The sequence below is a fragment of the Massilia sp. METH4 genome (assembly GCF_037094685.1).
Lineage (GTDB): Bacteria > Pseudomonadota > Gammaproteobacteria > Burkholderiales > Burkholderiaceae_D > Rugamonas.
On sequence record NZ_CP146614.1, the window covers coordinates 2018371 to 2044339 of the forward strand.

21 protein-coding genes are annotated in these 25969 nt (G+C 66.3%); 18 read left to right on the forward strand and 3 right to left on the reverse strand.

From position 1 onward, the window contains the following. Positions 1-4 precede the first annotated feature (4 nt). Genes V6Z91_RS09045 through V6Z91_RS09095 form a run of 11 tightly spaced genes read left to right on the forward strand, consistent with a single transcriptional unit; the run spans position 5 to position 13818 of the window. Complete coding sequence (locus V6Z91_RS09045; RefSeq protein ID WP_338769407.1) at positions 5-1267, forward strand: TIGR03087 family PEP-CTERM/XrtA system glycosyltransferase; 1263 nt, start codon at positions 5-7, stop codon at positions 1265-1267. Further along, positions 1264-2823 carry an exosortase A gene (gene xrtA, locus V6Z91_RS09050; protein WP_338769410.1) on the forward strand — a complete coding sequence of 520 codons (1560 nt, stop codon included), beginning with the start codon at positions 1264-1266 and terminating at the stop codon, positions 2821-2823. Before V6Z91_RS09045 ends, xrtA begins: the two co-directional genes overlap by 4 nt. Positions 2824-2828: 5 nt before the next feature. Continuing rightward, a complete protein-coding gene (locus V6Z91_RS09055) occupies positions 2829-4004 on the forward strand; it encodes a TIGR03088 family PEP-CTERM/XrtA system glycosyltransferase (protein WP_338769413.1) in 1176 nt (391 codons plus the stop codon). Next, on the forward strand, positions 3992-5887 hold the full coding sequence (locus tag V6Z91_RS09060) for an XrtA/PEP-CTERM system amidotransferase (RefSeq protein WP_338769416.1): 1896 nt from the start codon (positions 3992-3994) through the stop codon (positions 5885-5887). Before V6Z91_RS09055 ends, V6Z91_RS09060 begins: the two co-directional genes overlap by 13 nt. 1 nt (position 5888) lies before the next feature. After that, on the forward strand, positions 5889-7172 hold the full coding sequence (locus V6Z91_RS09065) for a TIGR04063 family PEP-CTERM/XrtA system glycosyltransferase (RefSeq protein ID WP_338769419.1): 1284 nt from the start codon (positions 5889-5891) through the stop codon (positions 7170-7172). After that, positions 7169-8275 carry a glycosyltransferase family 4 protein gene (locus tag V6Z91_RS09070; protein WP_338769421.1) on the forward strand — a complete coding sequence of 369 codons (1107 nt, stop codon included), beginning with the start codon at positions 7169-7171 and terminating at the stop codon, positions 8273-8275. Before V6Z91_RS09065 ends, V6Z91_RS09070 begins: the two co-directional genes overlap by 4 nt. 24 nt (positions 8276-8299) lie before the next feature. Further along, positions 8300-9709, forward strand: a complete 1410-nt coding sequence (locus V6Z91_RS09075; protein WP_338769423.1) for an AMP-binding protein — start codon at positions 8300-8302, stop codon at positions 9707-9709. Further along, positions 9706-11040, forward strand: coding sequence for a putative O-glycosylation ligase, exosortase A system-associated (locus V6Z91_RS09080; RefSeq protein WP_338769425.1), 1335 nt, complete (start codon positions 9706-9708; stop codon positions 11038-11040). The genes V6Z91_RS09075 and V6Z91_RS09080 overlap by 4 nt, the downstream gene beginning before the upstream one ends. Continuing rightward, complete coding sequence (locus tag V6Z91_RS09085) at positions 11027-12019, forward strand: polysaccharide deacetylase family protein (protein WP_338769428.1); 993 nt, start codon at positions 11027-11029, stop codon at positions 12017-12019. The genes V6Z91_RS09080 and V6Z91_RS09085 overlap by 14 nt, the downstream gene beginning before the upstream one ends. Positions 12020-12067: 48 nt before the next feature. Further along, a complete protein-coding gene (locus V6Z91_RS09090) occupies positions 12068-13516 on the forward strand; it encodes a lipopolysaccharide biosynthesis protein (protein WP_338769431.1) in 1449 nt (482 codons plus the stop codon). Beyond that, positions 13516-13818, forward strand: a complete 303-nt coding sequence (locus V6Z91_RS09095) for a 2Fe-2S iron-sulfur cluster binding domain-containing protein (protein ID WP_338769434.1) — start codon at positions 13516-13518, stop codon at positions 13816-13818. The genes V6Z91_RS09090 and V6Z91_RS09095 overlap by 1 nt, the downstream gene beginning before the upstream one ends. 171 nt (positions 13819-13989) lie before the next feature. Here the strand turns inward: V6Z91_RS09095 and V6Z91_RS09100 are convergent, their stop codons facing one another. Next, positions 13990-14301: a hypothetical protein gene (locus tag V6Z91_RS09100; protein ID WP_338769437.1), complete on the reverse strand. Its 312-nt coding sequence runs from the start codon at positions 14299-14301 to the stop codon at positions 13990-13992. A gap of 97 nt (positions 14302-14398) precedes the next feature. On the opposite strand from V6Z91_RS09100, the gene V6Z91_RS09105 reads away from it, so the two are divergent. The 3 genes from V6Z91_RS09105 to V6Z91_RS09115 all read left to right on the forward strand — a co-directional run bounded on the left by V6Z91_RS09105 (position 14399) and on the right by V6Z91_RS09115 (position 17158). Further along, the gene (locus V6Z91_RS09105) at positions 14399-14668 is read left to right on the forward strand and encodes a MoaD/ThiS family protein (RefSeq protein ID WP_338769439.1); all 270 of its coding nucleotides are present in this window, start codon (positions 14399-14401) and stop codon (positions 14666-14668) included. A 1-nt stretch (position 14669) separates the two neighbouring features. After that, on the forward strand, positions 14670-15761 hold the full coding sequence (locus V6Z91_RS09110; protein WP_338769441.1) for an exo-alpha-sialidase: 1092 nt from the start codon (positions 14670-14672) through the stop codon (positions 15759-15761). A 68-nt stretch (positions 15762-15829) separates the two neighbouring features. Beyond that, on the forward strand, positions 15830-17158 hold the full coding sequence (locus V6Z91_RS09115) for a DUF4214 domain-containing protein (RefSeq protein WP_338769444.1): 1329 nt from the start codon (positions 15830-15832) through the stop codon (positions 17156-17158). Between the two features lie 7 nt (positions 17159-17165). Here the strand turns inward: V6Z91_RS09115 and V6Z91_RS09120 are convergent, their stop codons facing one another. After that, on the reverse strand, positions 17166-17771 hold the full coding sequence (locus tag V6Z91_RS09120; protein ID WP_338769447.1) for a TetR/AcrR family transcriptional regulator: 606 nt from the start codon (positions 17769-17771) through the stop codon (positions 17166-17168). A 92-nt stretch (positions 17772-17863) separates the two neighbouring features. On the opposite strand from V6Z91_RS09120, the gene V6Z91_RS09125 reads away from it, so the two are divergent. Continuing rightward, positions 17864-18874 (forward strand): MBL fold metallo-hydrolase, encoded by a 1011-nt coding sequence (locus V6Z91_RS09125; protein WP_338769449.1) that lies wholly within the window; start codon positions 17864-17866, stop codon positions 18872-18874. 208 nt (positions 18875-19082) lie between these two features. Here V6Z91_RS09125 and V6Z91_RS09130 read toward each other — a convergent pair whose 3' ends face one another. After that, positions 19083-21584: a TonB-dependent receptor gene (locus V6Z91_RS09130; RefSeq protein WP_338769451.1), complete on the reverse strand. Its 2502-nt coding sequence runs from the start codon at positions 21582-21584 to the stop codon at positions 19083-19085. A 221-nt stretch (positions 21585-21805) separates the two neighbouring features. Here V6Z91_RS09130 and V6Z91_RS09135 point away from each other — a divergent pair, with 221 nt between their 5' ends. The 3 genes from V6Z91_RS09135 (at position 21806) to pgmB (ending at position 25936) form a co-directional block, all read left to right on the forward strand. After that, the gene (locus V6Z91_RS09135) at positions 21806-22798 is read left to right on the forward strand and encodes a LacI family DNA-binding transcriptional regulator (RefSeq protein ID WP_338769454.1); all 993 of its coding nucleotides are present in this window, start codon (positions 21806-21808) and stop codon (positions 22796-22798) included. Positions 22799-22982: 184 nt separating this feature from the next. After that, positions 22983-25304: a glycosyl hydrolase family 65 protein gene (locus V6Z91_RS09140; protein WP_338769456.1), complete on the forward strand. Its 2322-nt coding sequence runs from the start codon at positions 22983-22985 to the stop codon at positions 25302-25304. Beyond that, positions 25301-25936 (forward strand): beta-phosphoglucomutase, encoded by a 636-nt coding sequence (gene pgmB, locus V6Z91_RS09145; protein WP_338769459.1) that lies wholly within the window; start codon positions 25301-25303, stop codon positions 25934-25936. The genes V6Z91_RS09140 and pgmB overlap by 4 nt, the downstream gene beginning before the upstream one ends. Positions 25937-25969: the final 33 nt, after the last annotated feature.

A 25969-nucleotide genomic window follows, 5' to 3' on the forward strand; every position in this document is an offset into this window, starting at 1 on the left:
CATCGTGGAAGACCTGCTGCTGCTGGTGCATCGCATCCCCTATCCGCCGAACAAGGGGGACAAGATCCGTTCATGGCATTTGCTGCGGCACCTGGCGGCACGCTACCGCGTGCACCTGGCAACATTCGTCGACGATGCCGATGACTGGCAATACGTGCCGCACGTGCGCCAGCTGTGCGCATCGAGCCATTTCGCCCCGCTCAATCCCCGCCGCGCCCGGCTGCGCAGCCTGCGCGCCGTGCTGGCGAACCGAGCGCTCTCCCTCGATTACTACAGCGACCGTTCCATGCGCGGCTGGGTGCGCCGCACGATGGGCGGCGCGGCCATCGAGCGCGTGGTCGTGTTTTCCTCGCCGATGGCGCAGTACGCGCAAGGCTGGCCGGGAGCGCGGCGCATCGTCGACCTGTGCGATGTGGATTCCGAGAAATGGCGCGCGTATGCGGAGAAGAAGCCGTGGCCGGCGAGCCTGCTGTACGGTTACGAGGCAAGCCGCCTGTTGCGCTATGAGCGCAAGGTGGCCGCCGACAGCGACGCCGCATTGTTCGTCTCGGCACCGGAAGCGGAACTGTTCCGCGCCCTGGCGCCGGAAAGCGCCGAACGCATCGGCTGGTTCGGCAACGGTGTCGACACTGCCTTTTTCTCGCCGGACGGCGACTACGCGAATCCTTTCGCCCCCGGCAAACCGGCACTCGTATTCTGCGGCGCGATGGACTACTGGCCGAACGTGGACGCGGTCCAGTGGTTCGCGCGCGACGTGTTCCCGGCGGTCCGCGCCCGGGTGCCGCAGGCATCGTTCGTGATCGTCGGCGCGCGCCCGGCGCCCGAAGTACAGCAACTGGCGCAACTGCCCGGCGTGACGGTGACCGGCACCGTGCCGGACGTGAGGCCGTATGTCGCGCATGCCGCGCTGTCGGTCGCCCCGCTGCGCGTGGCGCGGGGCATCCAGAACAAGGTCCTGGAAGCGATGGCGATGGCCAAAACCGTGGTCGTCAGCCCGCAGGCGCTGGAAGGCATCGACGCCGCCGCGGGCAGCGAGGTGCTGCTGGCCGAGCGCGACACCGACATGGCGGCGACGATCCTTGCCGCGCTGGCCGATGAGCCGTCCCGTGCCGCCATCGGCCGCGCCGCCCGGCTCCGTGTCGAGGCTTCGTACGGCTGGGATGCCCGGCTGGCAGCGCTCGATGCGCTGCTGGAAGCGCCGCGCCAGCCAGGCGGCGCGCCGGCCATCCCGGCGGGCATTCCTTCACCGTCATGGAACCGGGCATGAATACCGTCACGATCTCCGAAGAAGCGCGCCCGGCCGCGGCGCGCTCCGCGAACGGTGCGCCACCGAAGGTGCAATGGTGGGTCGCCGCCGGCGCGGTGCTGGTCCCGCTGCTGGCTTATTTCGATACCGCCGCATCGATCGTGGCGATCTGGGAACGCTCCGAGACGTTCGCGCACGGCTTCGTGATCGTGCCGATCGCGCTGTGGCTGGTGTGGCGCCGCCGCGCCGAACTGGCCCTGCTGCCGGTGCGCCCCTGCTGGCCGGCGCTGGCGGCGCTGCTGTTCTGCGGCGCGGCCTGGATGCTGGCCACGCTGGGCGACGTACTGGTGGTGCGGCAGTATGCATTCGCGATCATGATTCCGTTGGCGGTGCTGGCCGCGTACGGCACAGCGATCGCCCGCGCACTGGTATTCCCCCTTGCGTTCCTGCTGTTCGGCGTGCCGGTAGGCGAAGGGCTGATCGAGCCGCTGATCGGCATCACGGCCAACTTCACGGTCGACGCGCTGCGCCTGACCGGCATTCCCGTGCTGCGCGAAGGGAACAGCTTCAGCATCCCCAGCGGCGACTGGTCCGTCGTCGAGGCGTGCAGCGGCCTGCGCTACCTCATCTCCTCGGTCACATTGGGCTGCCTGTACGCCTATCTCACGTACCGGACGACCTGGCGCCGCGTGCTGTTCGTCATCGTCGCACTGGCACTGCCGATATTCGCGAACGGCTTGCGCGCCTACATGATCGTGATGATCGGCCACAGCAGCAACATGACGCTCGCCGTCGGCGTCGACCACCTGATCTACGGCTGGGTGTTCTTCGGTCTCGTGATGCTGCTGCTGTTCTGGATCGGCAGCTTCTGGCGCGAGGATGGCCCGGCGCCGCAGGCGGTGGCGCACGCCCAGAGCCACTTGCGGCCGCGCTCCGCTTCGCCAGCGCAAGTGGCATTGGCCGTGCTGGGCGTGGCCGGCTGCATCGGCGTCTGGCCCGCTTATGGCTGGTACATCGAACGCGGCAATGCCACGCCGCCGCCGGTCGAGCTGGCGACGTTCGCCGCAAGCACACCGGCCGTGGCACCGTTCACGGAATGGGAGCCGGACTTCGCTCCCGCCAGCGCGACGCTGCGCCGGTTCTACGAAGTCGATGGGCACAAGCTCGGCTTCATCCTGAAGTACTACCGCGACGGCAACGGCGGCAAACTGATCAGTTCCATGAACCGGCTGACGGCACTGCGCAGCGGCTGGCACGAGACGGGCGTTGCCATTCGCTCGGAAAACGTCGCGGGCCGGCCGCTCGTCCTGCGCGAAACCACGCTGGCGGGGCCGGGCGCCAGGTTCGTGGTGTGGCAATGGTATGACGTCGGCGGCAGGCGGACGGCCAGCAACTATGTGGGGAAATTGTTGCAAACAAAACAAAAATTTCTGACTGGCAGTGACGATGGCGCAGCCCTGATGCTATTCTCGCCATACGATGAGGACCCCGCGACCGCACGGCCCATGCTGCGCGCGTTCCTGGAAACCCATCTCGCCTCGATCGACGCCGTGCTGGCGGCCAACGCGCGACCGTGACCACCATGAACGACGCTCCGCTCATCGTCCACCTGATCTACCGGCTCGATTTTGGCGGGCTGGAAACGCTGATGGTGGAACGGATCAACCGCATGCCCGCCAGTGCCTACCGGCATGCGATCGTGTGCCTGACGGGCTACAACCCCGAATTCGCCACCAAGATCACCCGCGCCGGCGTGACGATCCATGCGCTGCACAAGCAGCCGGGTCTCTCCCTGGGCACGCACGCGGCATTGTGGCGCCTGCTGCGGCAGTTGCGGCCCGCCGTGCTGCATTCCTATAACCTGTCCGCCGTCGAGTACGGCCCGGCCGCCTTGCTGGCCGGGGTTCCGGTCCGCGTCAACGGCGCGCATGGCCGCGACGCCGACGACCCGCACGGCACCAATCGCAAGCACAACGCGCTGCGCCGGCTGATGGTGCCGTTCTATGACTGCTGCTATGCGAATTCGGCGGCCATGGAAACGTGGAACCGCGATGTGGTCGGCGTCCCCGCGCACAAGAGCCGCATGCTGGCCAACGGCATCGATGCCGACCGTTTCCACCCGGGGGCGGCGGGCGAACCGGCGCTACCCGAGGGGTGTCCGTTCGCTGCCGGCGATGTGATCGTCGGCACCGTCGGCCGGGTGCAGGCGGTGAAGGATCACGCGACATTGATCGATGCCTTCGCGCTGCTGCGCCGGCAGCTGCCGCAAATGCCGCTCCGGCTCGCGATCGTCGGCGACGGCCCACTGCTGGAAGCGATGAGGGAAAAGGTGGCCGCGCTCGGCCTGCTGGACGCAGTGTGGCTGCCGGGGGCACGGACCGACATCGCCCAGATCCTGCGCAGCCTGCACGTATTTGCCATGTCGTCGATCGCGGAAGGCACGCCCGGTTCCGCGCTGGAGGCGATGGCAAGCGGCTTGCCGGTGGTCGGCACGCGCGTCGGCGGCATCCCCGAAGTGGTCGACGACGGCGTTACGGGAACGCTGGTGCCGCCATCCGAGCCGGTGGCGATGGCGGCCGCGCTGGCTCGCTATGCCGCGTCGCCCGAACTGGCGGCGCGCCACGGTGCCGCCGGCCGCGAACGCGTACTGCGCAAGTACAGCATGCCGGCGATGGTCGCGGCCTACCAGGGCATGTACGACAGCCTGTGCGAACGAAAGATCAAGACGAGAGGGGCGGTGACATCATGTGCGGAATAGTGGGAATGCTGGATACGCGGGGCCGGCGCGACATCGACGAAGCGCTGCTGCGACGCATGAACGACACCCAGTTCCACCGCGGCCCCGACGAGGGCGACATCTATCGCGAACCCGGCGTGGGGTTCGGCCATCGCCGGCTGTCCGTCATCGACCTGGCACTCGGCCAGCAGCCGCTCGGCAACGAGGATGGCAGCGTGATGGTGTGCTTCAACGGCGAGATCTACAACTACCGCGAACTGACGGCCGAGCTGAAGACATTGGGCCACGAGTTCCGCACGAAGAGCGACACCGAGGTGATCGTGCATGCGTGGGAAGAGTGGGGCGAAGCCTGCGTCGAACGTTTCCGCGGCATGTTCGCGTTCGGCCTGTGGGACCGGAACCAGCAGGTGATGTTCCTGGCGCGCGACCACATGGGCGTCAAGCCCATGTTCTACACGATGCTGCCGGACGGACTGTTCGCCTTCAGTTCCGAATTGAAGGCGCTGCGCTCGCTGCCGGGCCTGCCGCGCGAGATCGATCCCCGTGCCGTCGAGGACTATTTCGCTTACGGCTACGTGCCCGAACCGAAGACGATCTACAAGGGTTCCTTCAAGCTGGCGCCGGGCTACCGGCTGCTGCAAAAGGTCGGCGCGCCGCTGGCCGTGCCGCGCCGCTGGTGGGACGTGCCGTTCAAGCTGCACCACGCGATGACGGAAAGCGATGCGCAAGGCGAACTTGTCGAGCGGCTGCGCGATTCCGTGAAGAGCCAGCTGGTGGCCGAGGTGCCGCTGGGCGCGTTCCTGTCCGGCGGCGTCGATTCCAGCGCCGTGGTGGCGATGATGGCGGGCCTGAACGACGGCGCCGTCAACACGTGCTCGATCGCGTTCCGCGACAAGGCCTACGACGAATCCGCGTATGCCGCCCAGGTGGCCCGGCAGTACCGCACCGACCACCACGTGCAGACGGTCGACACCGACGACTTCGGGCTGCTCGACACCTTGTCCGACCTGTACGACGAGCCGTATGCCGACAGTTCCGCCATCCCTACCTACCGCGTCTGCCAGCTGGCGCGCCAGCGGGTGACGGTGGCCCTGTCCGGCGACGGCGGCGATGAAAACCTGGCGGGCTACCGCCGTTACCGCTACACGATGGCGGAAGAACGCGTGCGCGGCCGGATTCCGTCCGCGCTGCGGCGCCCGCTGTTCGGCACGCTGGGCCGCTACTATCCGAAGGCCGACTGGGCGCCGCGCGTGTTCCGTGCCAAGAGCACGTTCGAATCGCTGTCGCGCGACCTGGTGGAAGGCTACTTCCATGGCGTGTCGATCATGACCGACGCCATGCGCGCCCAGCTCTTCTCGGATGCGTTCCGCGCCGGCCTGCAGGGCTATCGGGCGATCGACGTGATGCGCGGCCATGCGCAGAACGCGCCGACCGACGATCCGCTGTCGATGATCCAGTACCTGGACATGAAGACCTACCTGCCGGGCGACATCCTGACCAAGGTCGACCGCGCGAGCATGGCCCATGCGCTGGAAGTGCGCGTGCCGCTGCTGGACCACCAGCTCGTGGAATGGATTTCCGGCCTGTCGCCCGACTTGAAGCTGAAGGGCAGCGAAGGCAAGTACATCTTCAAGAAGAGCATGGAGAAATACCTGCCGCACGACATCCTGTACCGTCGCAAGCAGGGCTTCGCGGTACCGCTGGCCGCGTGGTTCCGTGGCCCTTTGCGCGAGCGCGTGCGCACCTCGCTGCTGGGGCCGAACCTGGCGGCCACCGGCATGTTCAACCAGGCTTTCCTGGCCGAGATGGTGGAGCACCACCAGTCCGGCCGCCGCGACTACAGCGCGCCGATCTGGACGCTGCTGATGTTCGAAGCCTTCCTGAAAAAAGAAATGCAGGCGTAAGATGGGTACCTCCGACATGTCCGGCATCGCCGCACGGCCCCTCAGGATCCTGCATGTGCTGGATCATTCGATTCCGCTGCACAGCGGCTACACGTTCCGCACCCGCTCGATCCTGCAGCAGCAGCGCGCGCTGGGCTGGGATACCCATCACATCACCAGCCCGAAACACGCGGCGGCAAACAGTAACAGCGGCAACAGCGGCGCCAGCGGCGACACGCACGAAACCGTCGACGGACTGGGCTTCTTCCGCACGGAGCCGGCGCAAGGCATGCTGGCCAGGATGCCGGTGCTGAACCAGCTGGCCGTCATCGACCGCCTGGCGGCACGCCTGCTCCAGGTCGCGCAGGAAGTACAACCCGACATCCTGCATGCCCACTCGCCCGCGCTCAACGCGGTGGCCGCGCTGCGCGTGGGGCGCAAGCTGGGTATCCCGGTCGTATACGAAATCCGCGCCTTCTGGGAAGATGCGGCGGTGGATCACGGCACCAGCAAGGAGTGGGGCGTGCGTTACCGCCTCACGCGTGCCATGGAAACGTGGGCCCTGAAGCGCGTCGATGCGGCCACCACGATTTGCGAGGGATTGCGCACCGAGATCGTCGGCCGCGGCATCCCGGCGCAAAAGATCGAGGTCATTCCGAATGCCGTCGATATCGCCGACTTTTCCGTTGGCGGCGAACGCGACGTGGCGCTGGCACGGGAACTGGGCCTGGAGGGCAAGACGGTCCTCGGCTTCATCGGGTCCTTCTACGCCTACGAGGGCTTGAACGTGCTGCTCGATGCCGTGCCGGCAATGCTGGCGCGGCAGAGCGCGCTGCGCGTGCTGCTGGTCGGCGGTGGTCCGCAGGAGGCGGCGCTGCGCGAGCAAGCCCGGACGCTCGGCATCGAGGCGCAGGTGATCTTCACTGGGCGCGTGCCGCACAAGGAGGTGCAGCGCTACTACAACCTCGTCGATGTGCTGTGCTACCCGCGCCTGAAGATGCGGCTGACCGATCTCGTCACTCCGCTCAAGCCCCTCGAAGCGATGGCGCAGGGCCGTTTGCTGGCCGCCTCGGATGTCGGCGGGCACCGCGAGCTGATCGAGGACGGCCGCACGGGCGTCCTGTTCCCGGCGGGCGACGCGGCGGCGTTGGCACGGCGTGTGCTGGCGCTGCTGGCGGCGCCCGAGCAGTGGCCGCGGCTGAAGGAACAGGGGCGGCGCTTCGTGGAGAACGAGCGCAACTGGGCGGCCAGCGTGGCGCGCTACCGCCGTGTGTACGGCAATCTCGTCGCGGGAGAGCGCGCATGACCACACTGTCGATCGGTCTCGTCGGGCCCTTGCCGCCGCCGTCCGGCGGCATGGCGAACCAGACCCTGCAACTGGCCGGCCTGTTGCGCGGGGAGGGCATCGAGGTCGAGACCGTGCAGGTCAATGCGCCGTACCAGCCGGCATGGGCGGGCCGCATCAAGGGCGTGCGCGCGATTGTCCGGCTGCTGCCTTATCTTGCCGGGCTATGGCGCACCGCGGGCCGCGTGCAGGTTTTCCACGTCATGGCGAACTCCGGCTGGTCCTGGCATCTGTTCGCGGCACCGGCCATCTGGATCGCCAGGCTGCGCGGCACGCCGGTCGTCGTGAATTACCGGGGCGGGGAGGCCGAAGGCTTCTTCGCCCGAGCGCGCCGCTGGGTGGCGCCCAGCATGCAGCGCGCCGATGCCGTCATCGTGCCCTCCGGTTTCCTCGAATCCGTCTTCGGCAAATACGGCTTTACCACGCAGGTGGTCCCCAACATCGTCAATCTCGAGCGGTTCTCGTCGGTGCGGGACCCGCTGCCGGGCGAGGGGCCACGCCTGCTGGTCGCGCGCAACCTGGAGCCGATCTACGACAATGCCGCCGCCTTGCGCGCGCTGGTGCTCGTGCGTGAACGGCATCCCGGCGCCACGCTGGTCATTGCCGGTTCCGGGCCGCTGCGGTCCGAGCTGGAGCGGCTGGCGGCAAGCCTGGGGATCGCGAACGCGGTCACGTTCACCGGCCGCGTCGACAATGCGGCGATGGCGGGGCTGTATCGTAAGGCGACCGTGATGCTCAATCCCAGCCTGGTCGACAACACGCCCAATTCCGTGCTCGAGGCGCTGGCCTGCGGCGTGCCCGTCGTCAGCACGAACGTCGGCGGCGTGCCTTACCTGGTGGAAGATGGCCGCACGGCCCTGCTCGTGCCACCTCAGGCACCGGAAGCAATGGCAGCGGCCGTGCTGCGCCTGGCGGACGATCCCGCGCTGGCGGCATCGCTGCGGGAAGCGGGCCTGCGGCAGGTGCAGCAATACACTTGGGCGAGCGTGCGTCCGCGCCTGCTCGCGGTCTATCAACATGTGCTGGCGGCGCGGGCCGGCACCAGCGCGCTCAGTCAGTCATGAGTCTTCAGTCATGAGTATCCAGCCATGAGTATCCAGCCGAATGCCCGCTATCGACCGGCGCCCTATACCGCGCTCGTCACGAACCTGATCTTCCCGCTGCACGAACGCGTCAAGCAGCACCGCAGCGTGGCTGTGCGCAAACAGTTGGAAGAATCGCAGTACTGGCCGGAAGAGCGCCTGCGCGATCTGCAACTGCAGCGGCTGCGCCGGCTGCTGGTGCGTGCCGGCGCTTCGGTACCGTATTTCCGCGACCTGTTCGCGCAACTGGGTTTCGATCCGCTGCGCGATGTGCAGGGCCTGGACGACCTGGCCCGGCTGCCATTGATGGACAAGGCGATCATCCGCGCCAATGTCGACCGGCTGAAGGCGGAAGATGCCGTGGGCCTGGCCCGTTTCAACACCGGCGGCTCCAGTGGCGAGCCGCTGATTTTCTATATCGGCAAGGAGCGCGTCAGCCACGACGTTGCAGCGAAGTGGCGCGCCACGCGGTGGTGGAATGTCGATATCGGCGACCCGGAGATCGTCGTGTGGGGCTCACCGATCGAGCTGGGCGCGCAGGACCGCGTGCGCGCGTTCCGGGACCGGCTGCTGCGCACGCACTTGTTGCCGGCCTTCGAAATGTCGGCGGCCAAGCTCGACGGCTTCGTGGCGCGCATCCGCGCCCACAGGCCGCGCATGCTGTTCGGTTATCCATCCGCGCTCTCGCATATCGCCCGCCACGCGCGCGACCGGGGCCAGCGGATGGATGACCTGGGTATCCGCGTGGCCTTCGTCACTTCCGAACGTCTGTACGACGAACAGCGCGCCCAGATCTCCGACACGTTCGGCTGCCCGGTCGCCAACGGCTATGGCGGCCGGGACGCCGGCTTCATCGCGCACCAGTGTCCGGCGGGCGGCATGCACATCACCGCCGAGGACATCGTCGTCGAAATCCTCGACGCGGATGGCAAGCCGGTGCCACGGGGTCAGGCCGGCGAGATCGTCGTTACCCACCTGGCCACCGGCGACTTCCCGTTCATCCGCTACCGCACCGGCGACATCGGCGTGCTGGGCACGCAGCAGTGCAGCTGCGGGCGCGGCTTGCCGCTGCTGCAGGAGATCCAGGGCCGCAGCACGGACTTCCTGGTGGCGCAGGACGGCACGGTGATGCATGGCCTGGCACTGGTCTACATCCTGCGCGACCTGCCGCAGGTACAGGCATTCAAGATTACCCAGGAGAGCCTCGACCTGACGCGGGTGCAAATCGTGCCGGCTGTTCCGCTCGACGCCGAGGCGCTGGCAAGCCTGCGGCAGCGGGTCGAACAGGGGTTCAAGGCACGCCTCGGTGCCGCCGTGGCGATCGAGGTCGAGCAGGTGACCGAGATCGCCCCGGAAAAATCCGGCAAGTTCCGTTACGTGGTCAGCAAGGTCGCCACCGGGAGCGTCGCCGCATGAGGGACGTCGTCATCACGTTGCTGGTGTTCGGCTCGCTGCCGTATATCTTCAAGCGTCCTTCGCTCGGCATGGTGATGTGGATCTGGATCAGCGTGATGAACCCGCATACGCAAGGGTGGGGCTTCGCGCGCGAAGCGCCGTTCGCCGCCATCATCGCGGTGACGACGGTGGCCGCGATGGCCACGAACGCGTACCGCAAATACCGCTACCCGCTCACGCCGGTCACCGTTACGTTCCTCGTGTTCATCGCCTACATGTGCCTGACGGCGTCGTTCGCGATCCACATCGACTACATCATGCCGCAATTGATCAAGGTACTGAAGATCATGGGCATGACCATCGTCGTCATGATGCTGGTGCGCAAGCGCAAGCACGTCGAGTGGCTGGTCTGGACCGTGGTGATCTCCATCGGCTTCTACGGCGTCAAGGGCGGCATCTTCACGCTGCGCAGCGGCGGCCAGTACCGCGTGTGGGGGCCGATCGGCACCTTCATCGACGGCAACAACGAAATCGCGCTGGCGCTCGTGATGACGATCCCGCTGATGTTGTACCTGTATACGCTGCTCGCGAACAAATGGGCCAAGCGGGCCATGATCGCGTCGATGGTGCTGTGCGCGCTCGCTTCGATTGCCTCGTACTCGCGCGGCGCCGCGATCGCCATGGTGGCCATGCTCGCCTTCCTGTGGCTGAAGAGCCGCAACAAGGCGATGCTCGGCGCCCTCCTGATCCTGTGCGTGCCGGTGGCCCTGGTCTTCATGCCCGAGCAGTGGCACGCCCGCATCGACACGATCGACGAATACGAGGATGACATGTCCGCGATGGGCCGCATCAACGCCTGGTGGATGGCGTATAACCTGGCCAACGACCGTTTGCTGGGCGGCGGCTTCGAGATCTATGACTCCTACGTGTTCCAGCTGTATGCGCCGATCCCCGAGGACGTGCATGCCGCCCACAGCATCTATTTCCAGGCGCTGGGCGAGCACGGCTGGGGCGGCCTGGCGATCTACCTGGCGCTTGGTATCCTCACCTGGTTGACGGGTACCCGCATCATCCGGGCCTCGGCGCCCTACGCGGAACTGGCCTGGGCCGGCAACCTGGCGCGGATGCTCCAGGTCAGCCTGCTGGGGTTCGCGGTCGGCGGCGCCTTCCTCAGCCTGTTGTATTTCGACGTGCCCTATTACCTGATGGTGGCGATGGTCGCGACCCAGTTGATCGTGGAACGCGAACGCAAGGTGCTGGTGCCGAAACCTGCCGTCAATCCGCTGGCGCCCGAACCCGATCCGCCCGACGAAAAGACCCCCGAAGAAGAGCTTCGCCATGAAACAGCCTGACCACGCGGCCGATGCCGCACCCCTGCTGGAGAAAAGCCTGCTGTCGCTGTTGTCGCCAGGCGGGCGGCACGGACTGTCGATCCTCATCTATCACCGCGTGCTGCCCGAAAAGGATCCGCTGTTTCCCAGCGAGGTCGACGCCGCCGAATTCTCCGCCCAGGTCGGCATGCTGAAGTCGCATTTCAATGTGTTGCCCCTGCTGGAAGCGGTACGCCGCTCCAAGGAAGGCACATTGCCCCCGCGCGCGGCCGCCATCACGTTCGACGATGGCTATGCCGACAATGCCGAGGTGGCGCTGCCGATCCTGCGGCGGCACGGCCTGCACGCAACGTTCTTCGTGGCCACGGGTTTCCTGAACGGGGGCAGGATGTGGAACGACAGCGTGTATGAACTGGTGCGGCGCGCACCCGGCGGCGTACTGGACGCCACGCCGCTCGGCCTGGGCAGGCATGCCTTGCAAACGCTGGCCGAGCGCCGGCAGGCCATACCGGCCCTGATCGGCCAGCTGAAATACCTGCCGATGGCCGAACGCCAGCGCCAGGTCGACCGGCTGGTGGCGCTGGCCGGCGTCGCCCTGCCGGACGACCTGATGATGACGACCGCGCAGGTGAGGAAGCTGCATGCCGCGGGCATGGGCATCGGTGCCCATACCGTCAATCATCCGATCCTGGCGCGCCTGCCGGATGCCGAGGCGCGCGAGGAAATCGCGCAAGGCAAGCTGGCGCTGGAAGACATGATCGGCGCCCCCGTGCACCTGTTCGCCTACCCGAACGGCAAGCCGGGCGAGGACTACGAAGCGCGCCATGTCGCGATGGCCCGCGACCTGCGCTTCGAAGGAGCCGTTTCGACGTCGTGGGGGGCGAGCCGGCGGCGGCCGGACCCATTCCAGCTGCCCCGTTTCACGCCGTGGGACCGCAGCCGCCTGCGCTTCGTCCTGCGCATGGCGCGCAACCTGACGACGAGCGCGCAGCTGGCGTAACGATGCAGTAACAGGTAAGTACACGGAAGCAACGAGGAAATTCGCCGCATGTCATTGAAGAAGGACGTCCTGCACGGACTCAAATGGGTGGCCGGCGCGAAGTTCGCCAGCCAGATCATCAGCTGGGTCATCACCATCATCGTGATGCGGATGCTGGTGCCGGCCGATTACGGCCTGATGGCGATGGCGTCGGTGTTCCTGGCCTGGTGTGCGATGTTCGTCGAGATGGGGTTGGCGCCCGCGCTGGTGCAGGCCAAGGAAGTGACGACGCAAAAGCTGCGGCAGGCCTACGGCATGTTCATGGTGGTCAATTTCGCGGTGGCCCTGCTGCTGTTCACCTGCGCACCCCTGGCCGAGCACTTCTTCGACGAACCGCACCTGGCCGAACTGATCCGCCTGATGTCTCTGCAGTTCGTGCTGGCGCCCTTCGGCCTGGTCTCCGAAGTGCTGCTGCAACGGGGGTTGAACTTCCGCGCCCGCTCGCTGCTGGACCTGTCGCAGTCCGTGCTGACCGCCTTCGTCACGCTGGCGCTGGCATGGTGGGGCATGGGTGTGTGGGCGCTGGCGCTGGGTATCCTGGTTGCCGCGGTGTACCGCACGGTGGCCGTCTACATCGTGGCGCCGTTCCCGCACCTGCCGCTGTTCTCGTGGCATGGCATGCGCTCGCTGCTCACGTTCGGCGGCAAGATCTCCGCCTCGCGCTTCCTGTGGTTCGTCTTCACGCAGGCGGACACGGTGATCATCGGCCGCACGCTCGGCGGCGAGATCCTGGGCGTGTATTCGGTGGCATTGCACCTGGCCAGCCTGCCGGTGCAGCGTGTCTCGGGCATCCTGAACCAGGTCGCGTTCCCGGCGCTGGCGCGCTACCAGAACGACCCCGCGGCGATCGCCCGCCAGCTGCTCAAGGCGTTCGAGCTGGTGTCGCTGGTGGCTTTTCCCGTCCTGTGGGGCATGGCGGCAACGGCCAGCGACATCGTGCTGGTGTTCCTCGGCAAGCATTGGGAAGAGGCGATCCTGCCGTTGCGCGTGCTGGCGTTGATCATGCCTTTCCGCACGGTGGTCCAGTTCCTGCCCGCCGTGACCGACGCCGTCGGCCGCCCCGGCGTCGCCCTGCAGAATGGTATCGTCACCTGCACGCTGATGCCGCTGGCGTTCTACGTGGGCACGCACTGGGGCATCTTCGGCGTGGCGATGGCATGGGCGCTGGTGTATCCGGTCGTCCTGCTGATCAACATGCACCGGATGCTGGGGGCGATCGGCGTGACGATGGGCGAGGTGGCATTGCGCATGCTGCCCGCGATGCTGTCCGGAGCGGCGATGTGCGCGGTCGTGACGGGGATCCATGGCATGCTGGAGCCCATGGCGGATCGCCGCATCGCGCTGGCGATCCAGATCGCCGCGGGCGGCATCGCCTACCTGGCCGCAAGCTGCCTGCTCAACCGTGCCGCCGTCGCCGAAGTCTGGGGCATGGTGCGGCGCAAGCGCCAGGCGGCCTGATGACCGTTTACCGCGTGCGCATCCTGCCGAAGGAGTTCGAGTTCGACGCACAGGAAGGCGAAACCCTGATGAAGGCCGCCGAGCGCGCCGGGATCCGCCTGCCGAGTTCCTGCCGCAACGGCACCTGCCGCACCTGCCTGTGCGGCAGCGACGGCGGCCCGGTACGCTACCTGGTCGAGTGGCCCGGCCTGTCGTTCGACGAGCGGCAGGCGCACGACGTGTTGCCGTGCGTGGCGGTGCCGGAAGGGGATATCACGCTGATCGCGCCGGCGGCGCGCAAGCTGCCGGGGCGCGAGCCTTAGAGCGCCTAACAAACCCCCCATGGCTGCGTTGCAGCGTCTCGCCGTACAGGTGTACTGTCTTCGACGCCGCGTCTTGCCCTGCGGGTTTTGTTAGGCGCTCTTAGTGCACCAGTGCTCGCGCGCCGCCCGGCAGGCGGGTTTTGCGTGAGCCTTGCAAGCGTATTGCCGAGGTCAGGCGGCGCCCGGCTTGCGCAGCCTGGCCAGCAGCGCCTCGGCCTGCTCGTTCAGCGGCTGGCCGTGGCGGCGCAGCAGCTGCACGTGCAGGACGAGGTTTTCCAGAACGAGCTTGGCGGAGACCGCCAGCAGCGTCATCTGCCGGTCCGCCTCGCTGAACGATTCCATCGCGCCGGCCATCTCGCACAGGTGGCTCGCGACGATGCCGCGCAAGTCCTTCTCGTCGAAGGGCAGGTCGGCGAAATCGATCGGGTCTTCCTGCTCCACTTCCTGCATCAGCGTTTCCAGTTCCTGCTGGGTAATCGACATTGGCAGCTCCCGTGTTGCTTTCCGTCCGTCATAGGTTCATTGTAGGCCAACGCATCGGGCAACCGCGCTAGAATCGTCGGACCCGGAGACGAACCCCTTGGCGCACATCATCTTCACACAACAACTGGCGCGCTTCCTGCCCGTCCCGCAACTGGCGACGCAGGCTGCGACGCTGCGCGCCGCGCTGGACGAAGTCTGCGCCGCCAATCCGCGCCTGGCCGCCTACGTGCTCGACGACCAGGGCCGGCTGCGGACCAATGTCGTCGCCTTCGTCGATGGCCGGCGCTGCCACGACCGGGCAAAGCTGGACGTTCCCATCCGGCCCGATTCCACCGTCCACATCCTGCAGGCACTTTCCGGAGGCTGACATGAGCGCACAAGCATTCATTGCAACCCGCAAGGGGCTGTTCGAACTGGCGAAGAGGGAAGGTGCATGGCACTTGTCCGCGCCGCATTTTGCCGGAGACCCCGTCTCGATCGTGCTGCACGACGCGCGCGACGGGGCCACGTACGCGGCGCTCAACCTCGGCCACTTCGGCGCCAAGCTGCACCGGCGCGACGCCGGCAGCGGGCAATGGACGGAAGTGGCGGTTCCCGTTTATCCGCCCAAGCCCGAGGGCAGTGACGACAAGACGGATTGGGCATTGCAGCAGATCTGGTCGCTGGAAGCCGGCGGGCCGGACCAGCCGGGTGTGTTGTGGGCCGGTACGCTGCCGGGCGGGTTGTTCCGCTCGAACGACCGGGGCGAATCGTGGCAGCTGGTCGAATCGCTGTGGCACGAACCCGAGCGCAAGGAATGGTTCGGCGGCGGCTACGATACGCCGGGCATCCACAGCATCTGCGTCGACCCGCGCGACAGCAACAGCGTGCTGATTGGCGTGTCCTGCGGCGGCGCATGGATCACGAACGACGGCGGCGCCACCTGGGCACTGCGCACGAAAGGCATGGCCGCGCGCTACATGCCGCCGGAGCTGGCGGAAAAAGGCGCGGTCCAGGACCCCCATCGCATCGTGCGCTGCGCCGGCGCGCCGGATGTGCTGTGGTGCCAGCACCATAACGGCATCTGGGTGTCACGCGACAACGGCGGCGCATGGGAAGAGGTGGAGGCGCCGGCATCGTCATTCGGCTTCGCCGTGGCGGCGCACCCGGCCGACGGCGGCACTGCCTGGTTCGTGCCGGCCGTCGCGGACCAGCAGCGTGTGCCTGTCGGCGCCGCGCTGGCGGTCAATCGCACGCGCGATGGCGGCGGCACGTTTGAAACCCAGCGCAAAGGCTTGCCGCAAAAGGACTGCTACGATCTCGTTTACCGGCATGGCCTGGCGGTTGCCGGCGACGGTAACACCTTGCTGATGGGGTCGACGACGGGCGGCCTGTGGTTGTCGGAGGACGCCGGCGCGCAATGGCGCACCGTGACCGCCCACCTGCCGCCCGTCTATGCGGTGCGATTTGCGACAAACTAGCGTGAATGGAAGTTGACCGCGAGGCGCTGCTCAGCAATACTTGTAATATTTGCAAAACAGGAGCTTTCGTGGCGACGCTGAACGATATCCGCAACATTCCGCTGTCCGGTGCCATCCATATCGATGCACTGCTCAACCAGTCGGGATTGAACTGGTCGTCCGCGACCGACATCCCGTTCAATACGATCCGCTACAGCTTCTCGCTGGGCGGCTACACGCTGCCGCAATCGGGCAATATCACCCCCGGTACCGCCACGGAATTCAGCTTCGTGCAGCAGGCCGCCACGCGGAACGCGCTGTCCTACCTGTCCGAGGTGACCGGCATCCAGTTCGCGGAAACGAGCGCGGCGGAGGCCGACGTGCATTTCGCCAATGCCGCCATCAACCAAGACCGCGTCGTAGGTTCGTTCAACTGGCGCACCAGCTATACGGAAGACGATGCCGGCACGGTGCACAGCTACGATATCGACGGCACCATCTACCTCGACAACGACGAATACGCTTCCTACAACGCCACGCTCAACGAGGGAAGCCAAGGTTACGAAACGCTGCTGCACGAGCTTGGCCACATGCTGGGCTTGAAGCACCCGTTCGAGGGTACGAGCCAGCTGCCGGACTACCTCGACACCACCTACAACACGCTGATGTCCTACGATTCGTCCGGGGAGGCCTATTCGGACTTCCGCGGCTTCGACCTGGCCGCACTGGGGTGGCTGTACGGCGGTGACGGGCTGGGCGGCACCTTTGGCGTCGACGCGCAAGGCCGGCTCCTGGCCGGCAGCGCGGAAGGCGAGCAGCTCAATGGCAGCAGCGGCATGGATATCCTCGTGGGCCTGGAAGGCAACGATATCCTCGACGGGGGCGCCGGGCTGGACCAGGCGGTGTACGCGGAAAATCGCGCCGATTACCAGGTCACCCGCACCGACCAGGGCTTCACGGTCGTTGGCCCCGATGGCAGCGACCTGCTGCGCAATACCGAGCGGATCGTGTTCGGCGACAAGAATGTGGCGCTGGACATCGACGGGGCGGGCGGCGCTGCCTACCGGCTGTACGAAGCGGCGCTGAACCGTGCTCCGGATTCCGGTGGCCTCGGCTTCTGGATCAATGTACTCGACCAGGGCTACAGCCTGCGCGATGTCGCCGCCGCCTTCCTGGTCAGCGAGGAATTCATCGCGAACTTCGGTGCCAATACGGATAACGCGACATTCGTTACCCGCCTGTACCAGAACATCCTCGATCGTGCACCCGAGCAAGGCGGTTATGACTTCTGGGTGAACGTATTGAACGACGGTAACTCTCGCGCCGGCGTGCTGGAGGCGTTCAGCGAAAGCGGGGAAAACCGCAGCGCGCTGATCGGCACGATCGGCAACGGCATCGACTACACGCCGTACGCCTGATCCGGCTTCACGTACTCCAGTAAGCGAGGAACATGTCGACGGCCGTCTCCACGACGGCCGCTTCCTGCCTCTCGTCGAGCCCGCTCTGGCCCATGGCCACCTGCGGCCAGAAGGCGAAAGTCTTCAACTGACCCTGCAGCAGGGCGGCCATGAAGGCCGGATCTCCCCGTTTCAGCTTGCCATTCTCCTGCGCGGCGCGCAGCAGTGACGCCGCTCCTTCCTCTTTTTCCGACAGCTTGGCCACCATGCTGCGCGCCCGTTCAGGCGTGTGGATCGCCTCGGCGATCGCCACCCGTGCCAGATCGAGAAAATAAGGGTCGCGCAACAGGAGCATCTTTTGCCGCAACAGGGCGACCAGTTGCGCGCGCAGGGGCTGGTCTGGCCGGTATGACGCGGCCTCGGCCGCCGTGCTGCACGCCCACAACTCTTGCAGGATCTGGGCAAACAGGTCGTCCTTGCTCGGGAAGTGGTTGTAGACGGTGCGTTTCGATACACCGGCCGTGGCCGCTACGCGGTCCATCGAGGTGGCCTCGAAGCCATTGGCACGGAATTCGGCAATCGCCGCCTGTACGATGGCGGCGCGCTTGCGGTCGGTCAGGCGGGATGTCGTCATGGCCGTATTTTACACCGGGTAGTTTACTTTCGAGTTCGGCGGCGCTACACTGCAACTACACTGTGTAGTGTACTTCCTTCCCAGGAGCTCCCATGCAAACGACCACCGCGCACGTCTCGCCGCAAATCCACAATGGCCGCTTCCGCAACCCGGCTCGCATGCACCGCAGCGGCTTCGGCAAGATGCTGGGCATTATGTGGCGCGCGGCATTCAACAAGCCCGCCGGCACGGTGCCCGTCCGGCCGATCCCGGTACAGGCGATGACGCGAACGGCGATCGAGACAGCCCCCGATCACACGGTATGGCGGCTCGGTCACTCGACGGTGTTGCTGAAGCTGGAAGGACGGCTGTGGCTGACGGATCCCGTGTTCACGCGGCGCGCCTCGCCGTTCAGCTGGCTCGGCCCCGCGCGCTTCCATGCGCCCCCGCTGCGGCTCGAGGATTTGCCGCCTCTCGAAGGCGTCATCCTGTCGCATGACCACTACGACCACCTCGACCGGGCCGCGGTGCTCGCGCTGGCAGCGAAAACGGCGCACTTCATCACGCCGCTGGGCGTCGGCGACCTGCTCGTCAAATGGGGCGTTCCGGCAGGGAGGGTGCGGCAACTGGACTGGTGGCGCTCCATCAAGCTGGGCAATGTCGAGCTCACGTGCACGCCGGCCCAGCATTTCTCCGGCCGCGGCCTGTCGGACGGCAACAGCACGCTGTGGTGCTCCTGGGTCATCGCCGGCGCGACGCGGCGCGTGTTCTTCAGCGGAGACTCCGGTTACTTCCGCGGGTTCAAGGCGATCGGCGACCGCTTCGGGCCCTTCGACCTGACGATGATCGAGACGGGCGCCTACGACGAGCAATGGCCGGACGTGCACATGCAGCCGGAACAAACGATGCAGGCCCACGTCGACCTGCGCGGCAACGTGCTGCTGCCGATCCATAACGGAACGTTCGATCTCGCCTTCCACCAATGGCACGAGCCGCTGGACCGCATCGCCGCGCTGGCGGACGCGCAAGGCCAGCGCCTGGCTACTCCGATGATCGGGCAAGCGATCGATCTCGCCGCACCGCACGCCGACAAGCGCTGGTGGCAGGCGGCCACTGCGCGGTAAGTGCGCCAACCGTTGTAGAAACACGCCAGCGACCAATCGGGGACAGTCCCCGATTTTTTACAACAGGTTGGTGTTGTAAAAACTCGGGGACTGTCCCTGGGGTGGGGTGTAGTGGGTACGCTACAAAAAAACGGCCCCGAGGGGCCGCGAAAGTGAGATCGGGTGGCAGCCTTGGATTCCGCCACCCCAGGGACACATCTCAATCGGCTCAGAAGCGGTACGTGAGCGACGCCTCCCAAGTGCGGCCGAACAGGGGCCGGGCGTTGATCGGGCCGCTGCCGCCGGTCGTCAGGCGGGAGTTGCCCTCGGTGAGACCCAGTTCGTTCGACAGGTTGTTGCCGCTGACGCGGAACTCGATCTTCTCGCCCAGCCGGAACACGGCGCCGGCATCGAAGGTTTTATAGGACGGCAGGTATTGCACGTTCGCCTGGTCGGCCCACCGCTCGCCGATGTACGTGTAAGTGCCATACAGCCGCAGCTCGTTGTCACCCAGCGGAATCCGGTACGAAGGCGTGAAGCGCCCTTGCAGCTTCGGCTGGCGCTGCACGCGCTTGCCGGCCGTGGCCGGATTGTCCTTGTATTCGGAGTCTTGCCAGTTGCCCGTGAGCGTGAGCGTGAGGTCGCGGATCGGGCGCAGGCCCAGTTCGAACTCCACCCCTTGCCCTTTCGAGCCGCTGACGGAATTGAGCACCGTGCCGTCCGCGAGGATCTGCTGGAACGCAATGCCCTCGAAATCGGTTCGGAAGTAGTTGATGTAGGCGCTGTACAGCGGAGTCGCCGTCTTGAATCCGACTTCGAACTGCTCGATCGTGGGCGTGGGCAACAGGCTGTGGTCGTCCACCCGCGCCTGGGTACCGGCATTACGCAGGTCGTCGAAAGCGATGAACGTGTGGCCGCGGTTGGCGCGGGCGAACACGCTGGCGTCGCGCGCGAGCTTGAAGTTGCCGCCGATGGTAAAGGAATTGGCGGAGTCGGTGCGCGTGAGCGCCGTGTTCGCGCCGGTCGGCATCGAGGTGCCGTTGTTGTAGACGGTCAGCGGATTGTTGTCCGTATCGCCGGTCCTCAGGTTCGAGATCGTCGCATCGAGTTTCTGGCGCTCGCGGCGGATGCCGCCGTCGACCTTGATGCGATCGTTGATCTTCCATTCGTTGGCAATGAAGATGGCCGTGTTGCTGCCGTCGTAGGAGGCGACCGGCGCGTAGTTCACGGGGCCTTCCTTGCCCTGGTTCGACACGATCACGCCGTTATCGAGCCGCACGTCGATCAGCCGGGCGTTCGGCACGGCCGTCATCAGGTGGCTGTTACCCAGGTACCAGACATCGTCCGACGAGTAATTGGCGAAGTAGCCGCCGATCGTCACCGTATTGTCCTTCATCCATTCGCGGCTGAAGCGGATTTCGTCGGTGGCCGACTGCAGCTTTTTCTCGACGGCCCACAGGCCTGCCTGTATCACCTGCTGCGTATCCGCGACGGGCGTGCCATCGAGGTAGGTCGCGGTGGCCGTGGTGGCGGTGCTCCCCGCCACGGCGTTGCCGTAGGTGGACAAGGCGTTGGCCCGGTACGCGCCCATCGTCAGCGGGTTATTCCCAGTGAACATCGCGATCGTGTTCAAGTCGCCGTCGAAGTAATTGAACTTGTTCGACACGGTCCAGCCGGCGACAGTTTGCGCGAAGTCGATGCCGAACACGGTGGATTGCAAGCCGCGGCCATCGCCGAGGTCGTAGTCCAGCGTCCGGCCGGGCCCCGCCTCGACCGTGAACCGGCGCATCTCGCCGCTCATCAGCGTGCCCGTCAACGGATCGAAGCCGGGGAATTCCGTGATGGTGCGGCCTTCATTGGAAGAGATCAGCGGCACGCCGGTATAGAACGCATTCTTGTCGTCGGTACGGCGAGCATAGAACGTCACTTCGCCCCCATCGAGCTTGCGCGTCAGGGTGGCCGTGATCTGCCCACCCTTGTCGGACGGGAAGCCGGCGTCGCGCACCCCATGCGTGTTGCGATAGAACCCGCCCACGGTGCCATACCAGTTCTCGGCGATCTTGCCGCCATAGAACACGTCGATGCGGCGCAGCTCACCGGTTCCCGTCGAGAAGCGGATCGACCCTTCCGGAGTGTCGGTGCCCTTCTTCAGGATGAAGTTCATGGTCGCCCCCGGCTGCCCATTCGAGAAAATCGTGCTGGGACCGCCACGCAGCACCTCGACGCGCTCGATCGTGTCGTCGAGCCGGAAGGCCGATGAACCTTCGAAGAACGACAGCGTGGGAACAGGGTAGATCGGGTTACCCATCATTTGCACGGACACGAAGGGCGAGTCGGAGCCGGACGGGAAGCCGCGCACCTCGATATTGGCGCCTGATTGGCCGCCGGTGGGTTCGGCATACACGCCCGGCACCAGCTTCAGGATATCGGCGGTACTGCTGGGGGCAGCCTGCTTCAGCTGTTCCTCGGTCGCCGTGGTGATCGAGAATGCCGAGTCGAGCTTGCGCACCCCGCCCGTGGCGACGCCCGTCACCACCACTTGCTGGATTTCGGTCTGCACGGCATCGCCACCCTGCGCGCCCGTGCCGGATGCGCCTGCCGTGGCCTGTGTGCCGGATGCGGCGGAAACATCCTGGGTCGGAGGAGGAGGGGCCGCTTCCTGGGCACGCGCCTGGCTGGCCAGGGCGAGAACGGCAAGGGATATCGAGGACAGCAGGAATCTGTTGTGCATGGCGGTTCGCTTTCTTGTGAAAATTGTCGTCTCCGGACAATGCGCCGGCACTCGAGCCGAGCACCGGCGCTGCCGCTTGTTCGCAAGGCCTTCTGGCCATCGTGCAAACATTGAAACGCAAAAATGACATCGATGTCAATAAAAATGCTATCGATGTCATTTTGCGTGACAACCGTGGCCGATCTGTCATAATGCGCCGTAATTTTGACCCAGGACGAGCAATGGCAAGCGTGAAAACCGATACCGGATTGACGATGGAAGACCTGGCCGCGCTGGCCGGCGTATCGCCCATCACGGTGTCGCGCGCGCTGCGCAACAGCCCGCTCGTGACGGAAGCGACGCGCGAGAAAGTACGTCGTATCGCCGAGGAGCAGGGGTACCGCTTCAATGTGAGCGCGCGGAACCTGCGCATGGGGCGCTCGTACTCCGTGGCGGTTGTTGTGGAAATGACACCCGCCAAGGGGCGGCCGATGTCCGATCCCTATCCGCTGGAGCTGCTGGGCGGGATCACGCAAGAATTGACGACGGCCGGCTACAGCGTCGTGCTGACCTCGAAGCAATTGCTCGACACGGCACCGGTGCAGGGGGCCGACGGCCTGATCCTGCTGGGCCAGGGTTCGCATGGCGAGGCCGTGACGGCCTTGAAGCGCACCGGCCGGCCGCTGGTGGTATGGGGCGCGCCCGAACAGGGTTCGGAAACGGTAGTGGTTGGCAGCGACAATCGCAAGGGCGGCGCCAGCGCGGCGCAGCGCTTCCTGGACCAGGGCCGCACCCGGCTGGTTTTCCTGGGCGACGTCGACCATGCCGAAGTCCAGGAACGCTGTGCCGGCTTCATCGACGCGCTGAACGGGCAGGGTACCGTGCACATCCTGCGGCCCAAGGCCTTCACGTTCGAAGCCGGCTTTGCATGTATCGCGTCGCTCCTGAAGAAGAAAGGGCCGGCGTTCGACGGCGTGTTCGCCGCCAGCGACCTGCTCGCCATGGGGGCGATCCGCGCGCTGGCCGAGAAGAACCTGCGCGTGCCCGAGAGTGTTTCAGTGATCGGCTACGACGATACGCCGGCCGCCGCCAGTTTCATCCCGCCGCTGACGTCCGTGCACCAGTACCTGCGCGACGGCGGCGTGCTGCTGGCGAAAAAAATGCTGGACCTGATGAACGGCCAGCCCGCCACGTCCGAAATGCTGCCCACGACCCTGATGGTACGGCAAACCTGATGCAGCACTAAGAACGCCTAACAAAACACCCAGGGCAAGGCGCGGCGTCGAAGACAGTACGCCTGTACGGCGAGACGCTGCAACGCGGCCATGGGGGTTTTGTTAGGCGTTCTAAGTAAGAGCCGCCGCGGCAAGGCAAGACGGCGGCATTTTTCCAAACCGGTTTGAATGAGCGAGGAGACCTGTGAGCCAACCCCCGAACCACCGCTTTCCCCCCGACCCCTGGTGCCTGCGTGAAACGGCACTCGACGAGGCTACCCATTTCCTGAACGAGACCCTGTTCGCCCTCGGTAACGGCTACATCGGCGTGCGCGGCACGGCGGAAGAGGGCTGGAGCGGGGCTGCCGGCACCTCCCGGGACGGCACTTACCTGAACGGCTTCTACGAATCGGAGCCGATCCACTATCCCGAGACGGCCTACGGGCTGGCCCGGACCAACCAGTTCATGTTGAACGTGCCGAACGCGAAGGGCTTGGCGATCTGGCTTGGCGACGAACGGTTCGACCCGCTGTGGGGCACGCTGGACCAATACGAGCGCTCGCTCGACCTGCGGCGGGGCGTGCTGGAGCGCTCCTTGCGCTGGACGGCGCCTTCCGGCAAGTCGATCGCCGTGCACAGCCGGCGCATCGTCTGCTTCGAAAACAAGCACCTGCTGGCGCTGCAGGTCGATGTCACGCCGCTGAACTTCAGCGGCACGATCCGCATCGTCACCGCGCTCGATGGCGCCGTGCGCAACCTGGAGGCGGGCGACGACCCGCGCGTGGGCTCGAGCGTGTCGGGGGCTTCGCTGGAATTGCTGGCGGCCGAACAGGACGGCGACTTCAGCGCCCTGGTGCAGCGCACCCGCAACAGCGGCTTCACGCTGGTCAGTGCCACGCTGACCGAGGCGCCGGGCACGGCACAGTGCAGCCGCGAGGAACTGCGCCTGGAAGGAACGTATGACGTGGCGGCCGAGCAGGGCAAGGCGGTGCGCGTGACCAAGTATGTGTCGTACCACACGTCGCGCGACTATCCGGAGGGCGAGCTGCTGCCGCGCAGCCGTGCGGTGCTGGAGCAAGCGCGCCAGGGCGGCTTCGAGGCGCTGGCCGCGCGGCAGGCCACGTACCTGGCCGACTTCTGGCGCCAGGCCGATGTGGAGATCGACGGCGACGACCTGCTCCAGCAAGGCATCCGCTTCAACGAATACCACCTGCTGCAATCGGTGGGCCGCGACGGCAAGACCAATATCTCGGCGAAGGGCGTGACGGGCGAAGGCTACGAAGGCCACTATTTCTGGGACACCGAGATCTACATCTTCCCCTTCTTCCTGTACAACAAGCCGGACATCGCCCGCGCGCTGCTGGAGTACCGCTGGGCCGGGCTGGAAGCGGCGCGCCGCCGGGCGCGGCAGATGTCGCATCCGAAAGGCGCACTGTACCCCTGGCGCACGATCGCGGGCGAAGAGTGCTCGGCGTACTTCCCGGCCGGCACGGCGCAGTACCACATCAACGCCGACATCGCCTACTCGATCCGCCAGTACCTCGATGCGACCGGCGACGACGACTGGCTGCGGGCGCAGGGCGCCGAGATCGTGATGGAAACGGCGCGCATCTGGACGGGGATCGGCAGCTTCGACCGCCATGGCCGCTTCGTGATCAACGAGGTGACGGGGCCGGACGAATACACGGCCCTCGTCAACAACAACTACTACACGAATGCGATGGCGCAGGCGCACCTGGAGTTCGCCGCCGCCATCGCGGACCGCCTGGCGCGGGAGTTCCCCGAGGATCACGCCCGCATCGCGGCGGCGATGGCGCTCGATCCGGCCGAGCCGGAAGCGTGGAGGCACGCCGCCCGGCACATGCACCTGCCGTACGACGAGGAACTGGGCATCCACGCGCAGGACGACAGCTTCCTGTCGAAGCGGCGCTGGGATTTCGCGAACACGCCGGCCGAGAACTATCCGCTGCTGCTGCATTACCATCCGATGGTCATCTATCGGCACCAGGTGTGCAAGCAGGCCGACGTGGTGCTGGCCCTGCTGCTGCTGTCTTCCCGCTTCGGCCTGGACGACAAGCGCCGCGACTTCGACTACTACGAGGCAGTGACCACGCACGACTCCTCGCTGTCGTCCTGCATCTTTTCCATCATCGCCGCCGAGGTGGGGCATGCCGGCAAGGCCTACGACTATTTCATGGAAACGGCGCGCATGGACCTGGACGACACGCACGGCAACACGTGCCACGGCGTGCACACCGCCGCGATGGCCGGCACGTGGCTGGGAGTCGCGCAAGGTTTCGGCGGCATGCGCACCGATGGCGGCGCACTGCGCTTCGCTCCCACGCTGCCGGCGCAGTGGCGCGGCTACCGCTTCCGCGTGCACCTGCGCGGCTGCCTGCTGCAGGTGAGCGTCAACGCGGCCGGCACCCGGTATCGCCTGTTGCAGGGTAACGCCCTGAGTCTTTCCCACCGCGGCAAGGCCATCGCGCTCACCGCCGCGCAACCCGAACACGAGGAGGCCGCATGAGCCGCTACCGCGCCGTGATCTTCGACCTGGATGGCGTGATCACCGACACCGCCCGCTACCACTACCTGGCCTGGAAGCGCCTCGCCGAATCGCAGGGCGTGCATTTCGACGAGGCGTTCAACGAGCACCTGAAGGGCATCGACCGCATGGGTTCGCTGGAGCTGATCCTGGCCTCCGCGCCGCGCCGCTACACGGACGCCGAAAAGCTGGCGCTGGCCACCGGGAAGAACGAGCATTACAAGACGCTGATCGCCACGATGACGCCGGCCGACCTGCTGCCCGGCGCCACGGCGGCGCTCGAGGCGGCGCGTGGCGCCGGCTTGAAGATCGGCCTGGCTTCGGTCAGCCGCAACGCCTTCACCGTGCTGGACCGGCTCGGCATCACGGACCGCTTCGATTACGTGGTCGACGCGGCCACGATCGCGAAGGGCAAGCCCGATCCGGAGATTTTCCTGAAGGCGGCGCACGAACTGGGTGTGCCGCCAGCCGACTGCTTCGGTGTGGAAGACGCGGTGGCCGGCGTGGCATCGATCAAGGCGGCCGGCATGCATGCCATCGGCGTGGGCGATCCCCGCGTGCTCGCGGAGGCCGACGAGGTGATACCGGACCTGACGGCCTTCCGCATCCCCTGATCATCCGCACCCCGGACCGGCAATAAAAAATGG